Consider the following 13,253-nt stretch of genomic DNA (forward strand, 5'->3'; position numbering starts at 1 on the left):
ATCGAATGATGCTTTTTCCTTGCTTTGACTGAGACTAAGTATTAAAATTGAAAGAAACAAAGAAGGTTGTAACAAATGAGAAAAATCGACGATAACGTTTATGTGTTTGATCATCCTTTGATTCAGCATAAAATTTCAATTATGCGTTCTAAGGATACTTCTACCAAGATTTTCCGCGAGTTGGTTAACGAAATAGCCATGTTGATGTGCTATGAAGTTACAAAAGATTTGCCTTTGGAAACTTATGAGGTAGAAACGCCTATCGCTAAAACTACCGGTTATAGAATATCCGGCAAGACATTGGCTCTGGTTCCGATTCTGCGTGCAGGTTTAGGTATGGTTGACGGTATTATGAGTATGGTGCCGACAGCAAAAGTCGGTCATGTAGGTCTTTACCGTGACCCGAAAACACATGAACCTGTAGAATATTACTGCAAATTGCCGGATGATATTGAAAATCGCAGCGTTTATGTTTTGGATCCGATGCTGGCAACCGGCGGTTCGGCTGTGGCAGCTATCAGTTTCCTTAAACAGAGAAATGTCAAGTCAATCAAATTTCTTTGCTTAGTTGCAGCAGATGAAGGAATCCGTCATTTGCACACAACGTATCCCGATGTAACTATTTATTGTGCGGCGAACGATAAGTCTTTGAACGAAAATAAATACATCGTTCCGGGCTTGGGTGATGCCGGAGATCGTATTTACGGCACTAAATAGTTCATTACTAAATCAGATTTTAACACTCAACTTAACCCCACTGGACTTAACGGCTAAGGTAGTGGGGTTTTCTTACGAGTGATTATAGAAAGGAGAATCGCAGACATGCTGGAATTTCTAAAAGAATTTTTGCAGCAGTTGGTCAGATATTTTCAAATCGGCGGTCGCGATATTGGTAAAGGAATCGAGGAAGCAATAAACTTCGGACCTGTTTTCAGTGTTACAACTCCATGGGGCGTTGTACCGATTCCATTGGCAGTAATCGGAATTGAATTTACCGTACTCGTAATTTTGATCTTCGCTGTTTGGTTCAAATATCACGTTAAAGTTTATGATATTTCAACTGTGCAAAGTCTTGTAGAAAAAATGTTTAACATGGTGGAGAACGCTTGTGGGCAGAATCATTTGAATGAAAAACAGACACATGTGATGGCACCATATATTGTCAGCGTCGGCGCATTTATTACTTTAACGAATTTGGTTTCGTTATTTAAAGTTGCACCTCCCGCCGGCAATCCCGCTTTCCCGATTGCGTTAGGTATTTTTACCTTGTTTTTTGTGATTGTCATGGGTATTTACTTTGTCGGTATTAAGGGCTTCCTTAAGACTCTGTTGTATCCGAAAGCAGTTTTGTTACCATTTAACATTTTGGACTATATCATCAAGCCTATATCATTGGCCTTCCGTCTTTTCGGTAATATCTTCGGCGCATACATTTTAATTGAATTTATCAGCTTGGTAATTCCTTTGTTCGTACCGTCGATTTTGGGCTTATGGTTTGATGTCGGTGACGGCATAATTCAAGGCTTGGTATTTGCTTATTTAACGTTGAATTATGTTGGTGAAATCGTGGATAAATTGGCAGAAATGGAAAGAGAAGCTGCCGACAAAGCTCACGAAGAACAAAGATTACGTGAAATTTAATATTGGAGGAATAATATGGATAGAGGTTTAATTGCATTGGCGGCAGGCTTAGCCATCACATTTGCTGCCGGTTTAGCAGGTTTAGGTATCGGTTTATCATCAGGTAAGGCGTTTGATTCCATGGCACGTCAACCGGAAATGGCAAATAAAATTCAAAGCTTGCTTTTTATTGCTATTATCTTCATTGAAGCTACAGCTATTTATGCTTTGGTCGTCAGTTTGATCCTGCTGTTTGTTTTCAAATAAGGAGGCAACTTAAATGGGTTTAGATTTAATAGATACCTTGCTCGCCCCTTGTACACATACATTTCTGTTAGAAGTAAATGTTTTTTCACCGGAAAATGTTTCCGGCTATATAGTTACGGCAATAGCGGCAATAATTAATCTGTTAATCAGTTACTTTATCATTCGTCATTTCATTTATAAGCCGATAAAGAAAGTCTCGGCTCAAAGAAAGGCGGATATCGCTAAAAATTTGGATAGTGCCAAGGCGGCTAAAGCTGAAGCCGAAGCGGAAACTGAAAAAGTTAAAGCGGAATTGGCAGATGCCAAGTTGAAAGCGGCGACAATTATTGCTCAAGCGAAAGAACAGGCGGATACTAAACGTCAAATAATGTTGGATGCTGCTAAAAAAGAGGCCGATCGTTATTTAGCGAACAAGGAAGCAGAACAGAAACTTGTCTGGGAAGCGAAGGAACGGGAACAGAGAGATCAAGCAATCAGTTTGTCTTTGCGAGTTTTGCAACAACTCAATAGTGAGAATAATGCCCCCAATACCGATCAAGCTTTAGTTTCACAAGTTGTTGATGCTTTGCAAAAAGTAGAGAAAGACGGGAAGAAACATGACGCAGAATAAAATTATAATAACATCTGCTAAACAAATGGCTTCCCCGGCTGTTGATAAGTTAGTCAGTGCATTAGCGAAACGTTATGACTTTGCTGCAGATGATTACAGTGTTGAAAGTAAGATTGACCCCAAATTGGAGTCGGGCTTTACAATTAAAGTTAATAACGATTTCTATGATTATTCTCTATTGGGCAAATTGAAAAATTTGGCCGGTGCACTGTATAGCAGTGATGTTGATTTGGATGACATAAGCAAAGAAGCTTTACGCGATATGTTATTCAATCACAACCAATTCGGTGCCGGTTCAGTCTGGGATTTGACAGCCGGTAAGGGCTCGTTAGAGGTCGAAAACGGTGATAAGAATGTAATTGAACCGCATGCCAAAACATTTTCCACTTCCGCTTTTGCTAAAGAATCCAGTTTGTATGCCAAATTGTTATTAGCAAAAAAGGTCAGTGATCTCAGTGACGATACTCAAAATAAGTTGTCGGATATCTTTGATAATCAAAAACAGGAGATGGCCGACGTACTGAGTGTCAGTGATGGTATTGCGAAAGTTCGCGGCCTTAAGCACTGCGTTAACGGTGAGATGATTATTTTCAACAGTGGCGCCATCGGCTTAGCTATGAACTTGGAAAAAGATGAAATCGGTGTGGTTCTGTTGAATTTGGAAGACAGTGTCCAATCCGGTTCCAGCTGTAAAGGCAGCGGACAAGTTTTGAGTGTTCCTTGCGGTAACGCTTTCTTAGGTAGAGTTATTGATCCTTTGGGTAGACCTTTGGACCATGAACAACATTTACAGGCGACTCACTACAGACCGATAGAACATCCGGCACCTGCTATTATTGACCGTAAGCAAGTTAAGGAACCGCTTTATACCGGTGTAACAGCTATAGACTCAATGATACCTATTGGTAAAGGACAACGTGAATTAATCATCGGCGATCGTCAAACCGGTAAATCGACTATAGCAATTGATACTATTCTTAACCAAAAAGGTAAGAATGTCATTTGTATCTATGTTGCTATCGGCCAGAAAATGTCTACAGTTAAAAGTCAAGTTGCTTTGTTAAGAGCTCGCGGAGCTATGGCATATACCATTGTAGTTGCAGCTTCAGCTTCTGTAAGTGCGGCTATGCAGTACATTGCACCGTATTCAGCTTGTGCTATGGCCGAGGAGTATATGTATGAAAACCATCAGGACGTTTTGGTTATTTATGATGATTTGAGCAAACATGCGCAGGCTTACCGTGCAATTTCTTTGCTTCTCCACAGACCACCGGGACGTGAAGCTTATCCGGGCGATGTTTTCTACATCCATTCCCGTCTGTTGGAGCGTGCAGCTTGCTTAAGTGATAATAAAGGCGGCGGATCGATAACAGCTATCCCGATTGTTGAAACTCAGTCAGGTGATATTTCCGCGTATATTCCGACAAACGTAATTTCAATTACAGATGGTCAAATATATTTGGAAAGTGATTTGTTCTTCGCAGGTCAACGCCCGGCTATTAACGTCGGATTGTCAGTTTCACGTGTCGGCGGCTCCTGTCAGGCAAAATCTATGCGTAAAGCCGCAGGTCCTTTGCGTGTCAGTATGGCTCAGTTCCGTGAATTACAGGCATTCTCGCAATTGTCCGGTGAAATGGATGCTACTACGGCACAGCAAATTGCTCGTGGACAACGTCTGAATGAAATTTTGAAACAATCTGAGCATCTGAATCGTTCGATGGCCCTCAGTCTGTTGCTGATTTCTCTGTGTACAAATGCAGGATTCGACGAAGTGCCGGTGAAAGATTTGCGCCATTATATCGATAGCTTCTCTGAGTATTTGATCAAAGAGCGGAGCGATGTTTTGACGGAATTTGAAAATATTGAAGTAGTAACTGATTTGGAAGTCAATATGCTGAAAGATATTTTCAACGACTTTTACCATAACAGTTTGTCGGAAAAACAACAGTCCGATGCCGCTGCAACTGCTGAAACAGCTGAGACAGCTGAGGTTAAGGAGTCATAATGCCGCAGAACAGTGAAATTAAAAAGCATATTCGTTCAATACGGGAAATAAAACAAATAACCCGAGCGATGCAGTTAGTTTCGCAGGTTAAAATGAAGCGTTCACGTAAGCTGTTGGATTTAACTAAACCATTTTTCCTCGGTTGTGTTCGGACAATGGAAGAAATGATGATTGCTGAACCTGAAGCATTGTCCAATTTGTTTCAGATTAAGCAAAAGCCGGCCGGTAGTGAATGGAAAGTTTTGTTCTTTGTCTTCGGTGCAGAACAAGGCTTATCAGGCAGCTACGGCCTGAATGTAGTGCGATTCGCCGAAAAGGTGATCAACGATACCAGGGTCCGCATAGAAAAAGACGGTTATGTTTTTAGCTATGAGATTCGTTTCTTAGGAAAAATCGGCAGAGAACGTTTGGTAAGAGATGGTTATCAGGTTAATGCTTCATGGAATTGTCATATAGATAATCCCAACTTCTACGATGCAACTGATATTGCCAATAATATGTTTGACTTGTACCATGAAAACAAGGTCGATTCTATTTACCTTATTTATTCGACGATGAAAAACAAAATACAGGCACATCCTATATATACCCGTCTTATGCCGGCTGACTACCAGGGACTGCATCTGCTGTTGAGTGAGCTGTTCAGCCAAGCTGAAATTGAAGAAGAGGAACAACGCTGCAATTTTTATCAGCATGAGACGATGGAATGGATACCTAACGCGCATAAGGTGAAAGATTATTTAAGTCTGACTTATATTTACGGTATGGTATACGGTGCGTTTACCGAATCTTTCGCCAGTGAGCAGGCGGTGAGAATGACCGCTATGAATCAGGCAACTGATAATGCAGATGAGTTGTTAGGTAAGTTGCAAATTGAAAAGAATAGGGTGCGTCAACAACAGATAACCCAAGAATTGAACGAAATTATTTCCGGCTCAATTCTATAAGTGAGCTTGGAGGTTTATATGAAAGATGCAAAAGGAATAATAACAAGAATTATAGGCTCAGTTATCGATGTTGAGTTTGCAGTTGAGCAAGCAGCAACTTTGAGAGAAGCTTTATTGATCCCGGCTAACAATTTCCATGGTCAAATCACTTTAGAGGTTATGCAGGATTTGGGAAATGGAACGGTGCGCTGTATCAGCTTGAATCCGACTGAAGGTTTGAGCAGAGTAGAAAATGTTATAGCTACCGGCGCAATGATTACCGTACCTGTGGGACCGAAATTATTAGGAAGAATGTTGGATGCTACAGGTAAAGCAATTGACGGTTTAGGTGCGATTAACAGTACAGAAAATTGGCCGATTCACCGTAGTGCTCCGAGTTACGAAAAAATTGATGAAAACATTGCCGTATTGGAAACGGGCATAAAGGTCTTGGACATCCTTGTTCCGTATTGTAAGGGCGGTAAAATCGGTTTGTTCGGCGGCGCAGGTGTAGGTAAAACCGTTCTGATTCTGGAGTTAATTCGTAACATTGCGCAGGAGCACGGCGGCTATTCGGTATTTACCGGTGTCGGTGAGCGTTCGCGTGAAGGTCAGGAACTGTGGCAGGAAATGCAAGCCTCAGGTGTTAGTAAAAATACCGTTATGACTTTCGGTCAGATGAATGAAACGCCGGGTGCCCGTATGCGTGTACCTCAAACAGGTTTAACAATGGCGGAGTATTTCCGTGATGTTGAACATAAAGATGTTTTGTTCTTCGTTGATAATATTTTCCGTTATGTGCAGGCAGGTTCGGAGGTTTCAGCTTTGTTAGGACGTATACCTTCAGCTGTAGGTTATCAACCTACATTGGCTAATGAGGTAGGTGCCTTGGAAGAGAGAATTTCTTCAACCTCCGACGGCTCCATCACGTCAATTCAAGCTGTTTATGTTCCGGCGGATGATTTAACGGACCCGGCTCCGGCTACAACTTTCGCCCACTTGGATGCTATTACTGTTTTAAGTCGTTCCATAGTTGAATTAGGTATTTATCCGGCTGTAGATCCTCTGCAGTCATCTTCGCGTATATTGACAGCCTCAGTTTTAGGTGACCGTCATTATAAAGTTGCTCGCCAAATTCAAAAGGTCTTACAACGCTATATGGAATTGAAAGATATTATAGCTATCTTGGGTATGGACGAGTTGGGTGAAGAAGATAAAGAGTTGGTCCAACGTGCTCGTAAAATTCAAAGATTCCTTTCACAACCTTTCTTTGTTATGCAGGAATCAAGCGGATATCCCGGAAAGTATGTTAAGTTAGCCGACAATATTCGTTCGTTTGAAGCAATTATCGGCGGTGAATGCGATCGTATACCTGAGCAGTGCTTCTTCATGCAAGGCGATATCGATGACGTATTCAAAGCCTATAAGTCGCTTTAAGGTTGAGGAATTGAACTATGGCAGTGAATGATTTAATCAAATTAACTGTAGTTACTCCTTACAGAGAATTGGTAAATGTAAAATGTAACTTAGTGGAGTTGAATACGGAAGACGGTATTAACGGTGTGATGTACGGACATACACCTGTTATTATGGCTATCATTCCCGGTTTACTGCGTTATCGAGTTGCCGATACTTACTACAATGCCTTTTTATCCGTCGGCTATGCTACAGTTCATAAAGATGAGGTAACTGTTATCTGCAATGCTGCTGAGTGGCCGAACGAAATCGATGTTTCTCGAGCTAAAGCCAGTTATGAACGTAACCGACTGAAGTTCAATGATTCTAAGAGCAGCAAAACTGTTAAAAGCCACGCTAAACATGCTATGAGACGGGCAAAAGCCAGAATCCATGTAGCTGAACAGTATGGTGATAAGCCTGCTGAATAAGGCAGTTAAAGCAGTATTCCATAGGAAGCGTCATTGATGACAATGACGCTTTTCTTTTATATAAATTTCAAGGTGCTTTCAAGGAGCAAAGTACAAGAAGTGATTGTTGTTTATAGTAATCAGATCACCATGGTGTAGCGGTAAGTCATAATTTTCTTGTTTATTCGCCTCACTTTGAAGGTTGAAAGTACTTTTATTTGCGGCACAAATTATTTCTAAAGGCAGAAAAACTGCAACAACAGAAAACTTTAACCTGTAATTATCATTTTCCTGATCGTAAAACATCAACAATTCCCAATTAATCAGCTCCTTCCAATAGAAATCACAATATCCTTTCAAACCGCTGAAACTACAATTCGGCAGTAGAAAAATCGCGTCTTTTGCTAAATTGCTGCTGCAAGTAATCCAATTTCCGATTTTTATGCAGTAATCATGAAACGACAAATTTTTAGCTAATATTTGCAGCTGAGTAAATTTTTCTGCAGAAAGGCGAATCAAACATGCTTGCTTAAAATAAATGTTTTTCACAATAATCAGCTCGCTAAACGTCTGACAGTACGGTTGAACTGTTGCAGATAACTGATTGCTTTCATAATATCTTCGTTAATTAATTTGATTAACTTAGATAAATCAGGATATTCCATAATAAAATTTGTTTCTTTTCCTTTGAAGCGGTTAAGCGATAGTTTATTTATCGGTGCATGACGACAGAGAAGATCCAATTTTTGAAGAATAAACTGCATTAAATTATCAATATTTTCCTGCATCGGAGGATACTCTAAAACGCCGCCACTTTTATTTTCGCTTGTGCCATTGATCGTGCTATTTAATGTATTGTTGAATTCTACAATATTTTCCTGCATGCCGCTTTCGTAAGTATTCATATTGTTACCGCTTATACTCAGTGTCTTTGATTGATGATATTTAATCGGCAACAGACAAAATACCCAAGTGGATTTTTCCTGATTATAAAATATTTTGTCTCTATCCAGGACCAAATACGAATGTAAAAACCAGGAAGAGTTGTAAAAATTGATAATTTGCAGTAAAGCACTCAATAAACTGCATAGTAATTGGACGCTATAAGGATGATCATAGTTAAAGTTGTAATTATTCAGGCACCAAAGATTATTAATCGGTGCCAAAAAATAATTCGGCTCATAATACGTAAATTTCAAAAACGTAAAAGCGTTATGATTCTTTTGTATTTGACATTTATGCAGATATTCTAAAGTTAAATGATTTATTTGATCATGCGGTTGTAAACGAAAGAACAAACATTTTTCCAAGCCGACTATACCCGTGGAAATTTGCATATTATTCAGAGCATAACGGCGTAAACTGTTTACGGATGATGATAAACAGTGTTTTCGGTCATTGGCATTGTTATTGTCTGCAAAATCCGCAGTAAGATTACGTTTGAGAGTAACATTTCTTATTTTAGAATGATGATTTATGAAGTTAATCATGATTTGAATTCTCCTTTTATACACCCGGTTTAAGACTGTCGAAGAATGAACGTTCGCCGAAGACAACGTTAATCAGACTATTGGCATATTCTTTCAAGGTTTTGTTGAATATCAAAGCTACAGCAATAATTACGGCAATAACTATGACAACTTCAAGCACTACGGAACCCTGTTCGGAATGATGCAGACATTTACGCATATGCTTGTGCCAAATATTTTTCAAGCAAATTTGACTGAACAAATACTTTCTTTTGTAGTTGAGATTGATAATCCTGTTGTTTTTGTCTTTTAATAATTTCATAAAATTACCTCTTTCTTTTTTATTATTAATTTCTAACGGCCGTTAGTTTAATAAGCTAAATTGGGAATTATAGGAGCCAAAGTGATTAATATTACCGCAATCAGGTCCAGCATCATCGGTAAGACAAAAGCACTTTGTCTTTTACTTTGAGCTTTTTTTTGTTCCTGTAAAGCGCCGATAAACAATTGTTCGGTTTGCTCACTTAACATTTTGAGACTGATAATATCACCTCCGGTAATATAAGCGCGTAAAGCACTCAGGCAGTTATTTAAAGGCATAATTTGCAATTTTTCTCCGAAGCGAAAAAAGGTATTATCGCTGTATTTTCCCAGGGCGTTTTCATGGTATATTTCCGCAAATTTTTGCTTTAATATGTCATTATCAGGTAGTAACTTTTCCAGTTTACCTATGCTGTTAATTAAGCTGTAATTGTTTTTCAAAAGCAAAATCAGTAAACTGAAGTCCCAGGGAAAGGTATGCAACAACAAAAGCTTATATTTTTGACATTTACGATTAAGTGTAAAATCAGGTTCTACGAAAGCAATAATTATTGCCGGCGGGAGCAATAGAATGAACAATATATTGCTGAGGCAGAAAAGCAGGACAATTCCGCTCATTAGTAAAATTAAACGAATTTTTGCAGCAAAATAGGTGATTAATAAATTTTGCATTTGCGATAGGTTATCCTGTTTATCATTATTTTGCTTTTCAACAAGAGAATAAAGTAAAGTTAAGTTGCTTTTTAGTTTATCAATATAATTGACCGGTGCAGCTACCAGGATAAACGGCCAGATTAATCCGGCTATCTTTTGAATATAAGAATTAGGCAGCGGCAGCTTTTCTTTATTAATATTCAGTTTTTGCGGTAAAAAAAGGCGAAAAAGCACAAGCATTGATAAAATTATGAAAAAGAAGGCAGCAGTCAGCAATAAAGGACCGGGCATTGTAGTTAATGCGGGTGAAAAAAAGTCACCTTGTAAAAAACGTAAAGCATAAATAATTATAAAAGGCATAATTGCTAAAATTACAGCTTCCATTTGTTGTTGGGCAGCGTTAGCGGCAATTTCTTTTTCCAAATTACTTTTAGCGCTTATGTTTTTGCTGAATGTACGGCTGAGGCTGAGCAGATGGTTACTGATGCTTACAGGATCATGTAATATTGTGAAATAATTGTAAGCATAATTATTGGGAAACAAACGCATAAACTCACGATTCAAATCGTTTATTGTCCAGCCGTTACTGATAGCACTGCAGATATTTGCCAGTATATCGGCTAAAGGCGATTTTTTGCCGTAATAGTTGGAGAGGTGCGGCGCTATTTCCAAAATAGCATTTTCCATCGAACAACCGTTGTGAATCAAGGCTGATAATTCCTGCAAAAAGCTGTGAAACGCTAATTCATTTATTTGCAATTTTCTTCTTCCGATTAAGTGATTGAACAACTTAAAAATAAAGCACGCTAATATGAAGGTCGCAACAAATAAAAACGTAATATTGTTGACAAACGGTGTTACCAAAAAAATTGCTGTACATACGGCCAGGAAAAAACTGCACAGATAAATGGATTTCTCTATTCTTAATATCGGACTTATTAAGTCATCACGAATATATCCGGTTTCTAATTGCTCATCATTAGGTTGACTTTGCTTTAATTGCCAAGGTAAATCCAGAATATATTTGTATAAATATAAAATTCTTAATTTTGCTTTCTCTAACATAGTTATTCTCCTGAATTGTTCGAAAATAAGTAAACGGGGGATAAGATAAATTGATTGTTGCTATAGTCAGTCAGTTCTTCAATTTCCACAACATGTCTAAGTCCGTCCGCTTCTCTTTTAATAAACACCAAGTAATCTATGGCGGAAGCTAAACTGCGCTGGATTGCTTCATAGGGGATTTTACTGTTGGCAAAGATCAAATTGCTGAGACGATACAGCATATCAAGGCAGGAGTTGCTGTGACCCGTTGATAAGGCTCCGGGATGACCGGTATTCATGGCATTTAATAAGTCGACTGCTTCTTCTCCTCTTACTTCACCCACGATAATTCTATCGGGTCGCATACGCAAAGATGCTTTAATAAGATTACTCAGATTAATTTGGGTAACTGTGCCGGCATCAATTCTTTGAGCTTCCAGTCGGACCAGATTACTGATATTTTGCAACTGCAATTCACAAGCGTCCTCTATTGTAATTACCCGTTCATCGGTAGGAATAGAAGCGGAAAGAATATTGAGTAAGGTTGTTTTACCGCTGCCTGTACCGCCGCAAATAAAAATACTCTTTTTATCTCGTACCGCATTTTCTAAAAATTCCATATATTTTTCCGGAATCCCTTTCCGGGAAATGTAAAAATTACGATCTGGTTTTACATTGCTGAATTTACGAATATTCAATATCGGGCCGTCAGGAGAGGCAGGAGGAATAACAGCATGAGCTCTGGAGCCGTCAGGTAAACGTAAATCAGCTATGGGATAACTGTGGTTTAGCGGACGATTAGCTTTAGCAAACCAGTGATTAATGAGTTCTCTGTATGCCTGCTCATTTTCAAATTTGATTTGACTATGAAAAATTTTGCCGCCCTGTTCGTAGAATATCCTGTCATATTTGTTGACCATGATTTCGGTGATTAGAGGATTGCTTATCAGCGGTTGCAATAAGTCATAGCCGCGTATTTTATCAAATATCTCCTGAATTATTCGCCTTTGATCTGCAAGAGTTATATTATATTGCAGCATAATTACACGTGATTCAATATTTATTTTTTGCCATAATTCCTGATTGCTTAAATTATGTACTTGCTTAATATTTTGATATAAGGCGGAACGAATGGCGTTTTTTATCGCTAAAGTATTTGTTTCGCGTTCATCTCTATTTACTTGTATTGCTTTTAGTTGCGGTAACCCTTTGTGCTTATCAATATATTTGCGTAATTTTTCTTTGAGAGATAATTTCATACTGCACCTCATACTTGTTCATTTGAAGGTATGAACTTAATTTGCGTTTCTTGGGTGAGAAATTTTTTCCAGTTTTCCGGTATTAGAAATTCCGGGCATGATTCCAAGTTACGCTTACAGGTATATATAAGATTGCCGGCTTTTAACGTAGCTTCCCAGGCAGCTTCGTTGTGGACGTCAAGTTGACAAATGATTTTGCGGATATGTTTTTGTTTGCTTATAAATAATTTCAAAGAGTCCCAGAAATTTTCCCAATTATTGGGATTTATCCGGGAAATACTGTGCTCTTTATCTATTAATTGCAAAACGCCGAGCAAACCGTCTTTACTATATTTAATGTATCGATTAAAATCGATGTCTTCCACATCATTAAAACTGTTGGACAGCCATATGTTTTCGCCGTTCGGTTCATAAGGCGGGCAAATATCGGATATAGCTGCTAAATCCAGTGCTTCAAAATCGGAAATTAAAGGTATGTAGAGGCAGGCGGAGGCAGTTTGTATAAAGCTATGCAACATTTCCAGAAAAAAAGCATTGCAATCCGAAGTGTAAGGATAATTAATAAAAGATATGAATTCACAACGATCAATTTTTTCTATTAACCGATTGACCCTTGCACATATTTCCGCCAAAGAGGAATATTTGAGCAGAACAGATGATTGAGCCAAAATGTCGGTATCAATCAGATAAGATTCATTATCAAGTGAAAACAGAGATTTATTTGATCCGTCAATTTCAGCTAATTCTATACGATTAATTTTAGTAAATTTATTTACTTCATGCAGGGGAATTAAGAAGCATTGCTGCTCTTTTAATTGCTCGGAATTTTGCTCTACAAAATTTTTTTCGTCTATTGTCAGATATTCAGGACAATAGAATATAAACATCTCATCGAACTTGGAACACAGCAGTTGATTTTGCAGTTTGTCCAAAGTAACAACGAATATTTGAGATGAATTATAATAGCGAGCTAAAGCTGTTTTTAACTCTTGTATATATGTGTTATTTACTGCTTTAATTGCAGAAAACAGTCCCCAAATAGCAAAAATTGTTTTCATTTTTTTCTCCTTTACTTATTGCTTCAGCTCGCAGCGGCTTGATGTTTTTCAGTTTATGCTCTTCTGCAGTCGGGAAAAGCGGAATTTTAATTCAAAAATTCGCAAAATTCGACAAAAATTCGTGAAATTGGGAAATATAGGTGATTGTTTGCTAT

General features: G+C 38.4%; 14 protein-coding genes. 8 read left to right on the forward strand and 6 right to left on the reverse strand.

Going from position 1 to position 13,253, the window contains the following annotated elements; genetic code table 11:
* Positions 1-75: 75 nt before the first annotated feature.
* From upp to atpC, 8 genes are all read left to right on the forward strand, one after another.
* On the forward strand, positions 76-717 hold the full coding sequence (gene upp / locus PYS60_RS03005) for a uracil phosphoribosyltransferase (RefSeq protein WP_315570724.1): 642 nt from the start codon (positions 76-78) through the stop codon (positions 715-717).
* A gap of 105 nt (positions 718-822) precedes the next feature.
* Positions 823-1,641: a FoF1 ATP synthase subunit A gene (locus PYS60_RS03010; RefSeq protein WP_315570726.1), complete on the forward strand. Its 819-nt coding sequence runs from the start codon at positions 823-825 to the stop codon at positions 1,639-1,641.
* Between the two features lie 15 nt (positions 1,642-1,656).
* Positions 1,657-1,887 carry an ATP synthase F0 subunit C gene (atpE, locus tag PYS60_RS03015; RefSeq protein WP_315570728.1) on the forward strand — a complete coding sequence of 77 codons (231 nt, stop codon included), beginning with the start codon at positions 1,657-1,659 and terminating at the stop codon, positions 1,885-1,887.
* 13 nt (positions 1,888-1,900) lie between these two features.
* Positions 1,901-2,497, forward strand: a complete 597-nt coding sequence (locus PYS60_RS03020) for an ATP synthase F0 subunit B (protein WP_315570730.1) — start codon at positions 1,901-1,903, stop codon at positions 2,495-2,497.
* The gene (gene atpA, locus PYS60_RS03025) at positions 2,484-4,502 is read left to right on the forward strand and encodes a F0F1 ATP synthase subunit alpha (RefSeq protein ID WP_315570732.1); all 2,019 of its coding nucleotides are present in this window, start codon (positions 2,484-2,486) and stop codon (positions 4,500-4,502) included. Before PYS60_RS03020 ends, atpA begins: the two co-directional genes overlap by 14 nt.
* On the forward strand, positions 4,502-5,449 hold the full coding sequence (gene atpG, locus PYS60_RS03030) for an ATP synthase F1 subunit gamma (protein ID WP_315570734.1): 948 nt from the start codon (positions 4,502-4,504) through the stop codon (positions 5,447-5,449). The genes atpA and atpG overlap by 1 nt, the downstream gene beginning before the upstream one ends.
* 18 nt (positions 5,450-5,467) lie before the next feature.
* A complete protein-coding gene (gene atpD, locus PYS60_RS03035) occupies positions 5,468-6,865 on the forward strand; it encodes a F0F1 ATP synthase subunit beta (RefSeq protein WP_315570736.1) in 1,398 nt (465 codons plus the stop codon).
* A gap of 17 nt (positions 6,866-6,882) precedes the next feature.
* Positions 6,883-7,314: an ATP synthase F1 subunit epsilon gene (atpC, locus tag PYS60_RS03040; protein WP_315570738.1), complete on the forward strand. Its 432-nt coding sequence runs from the start codon at positions 6,883-6,885 to the stop codon at positions 7,312-7,314.
* A 78-nt stretch (positions 7,315-7,392) separates the two neighbouring features.
* Here atpC and PYS60_RS03045 read toward each other — a convergent pair whose 3' ends face one another.
* From PYS60_RS03045 to PYS60_RS03070, 6 genes are read right to left on the reverse strand one after another with little or no spacing between them, the layout of a single operon-like run.
* Positions 7,393-7,842, reverse strand: coding sequence for a hypothetical protein (locus PYS60_RS03045; protein WP_315570739.1), 450 nt, complete (start codon positions 7,840-7,842; stop codon positions 7,393-7,395).
* A gap of 5 nt (positions 7,843-7,847) precedes the next feature.
* The gene (locus tag PYS60_RS03050) at positions 7,848-8,783 is read right to left on the reverse strand and encodes a hypothetical protein (RefSeq protein WP_315570742.1); all 936 of its coding nucleotides are present in this window, start codon (positions 8,781-8,783) and stop codon (positions 7,848-7,850) included.
* 16 nt (positions 8,784-8,799) lie between these two features.
* Positions 8,800-9,084 (reverse strand): hypothetical protein, encoded by a 285-nt coding sequence (locus tag PYS60_RS03055; protein ID WP_315570744.1) that lies wholly within the window; start codon positions 9,082-9,084, stop codon positions 8,800-8,802.
* 47 nt (positions 9,085-9,131) lie between these two features.
* On the reverse strand, positions 9,132-10,802 hold the full coding sequence (locus PYS60_RS03060) for a type II secretion system F family protein (RefSeq protein ID WP_315570745.1): 1,671 nt from the start codon (positions 10,800-10,802) through the stop codon (positions 9,132-9,134).
* 2 nt (positions 10,803-10,804) lie between these two features.
* Complete coding sequence (locus tag PYS60_RS03065; RefSeq protein WP_315570747.1) at positions 10,805-12,040, reverse strand: CpaF family protein; 1,236 nt, start codon at positions 12,038-12,040, stop codon at positions 10,805-10,807.
* An 8-nt stretch (positions 12,041-12,048) separates the two neighbouring features.
* A complete protein-coding gene (locus PYS60_RS03070) occupies positions 12,049-13,098 on the reverse strand; it encodes a hypothetical protein (RefSeq protein WP_315570749.1) in 1,050 nt (349 codons plus the stop codon).
* Between the last annotated feature and the right edge of the window lie 155 nt (positions 13,099-13,253).

The organism is Amygdalobacter indicium (genome assembly GCF_029101545.1).
Lineage (GTDB): Bacteria > Bacillota > Clostridia > Saccharofermentanales > Fastidiosipilaceae > Amygdalobacter > Amygdalobacter indicium.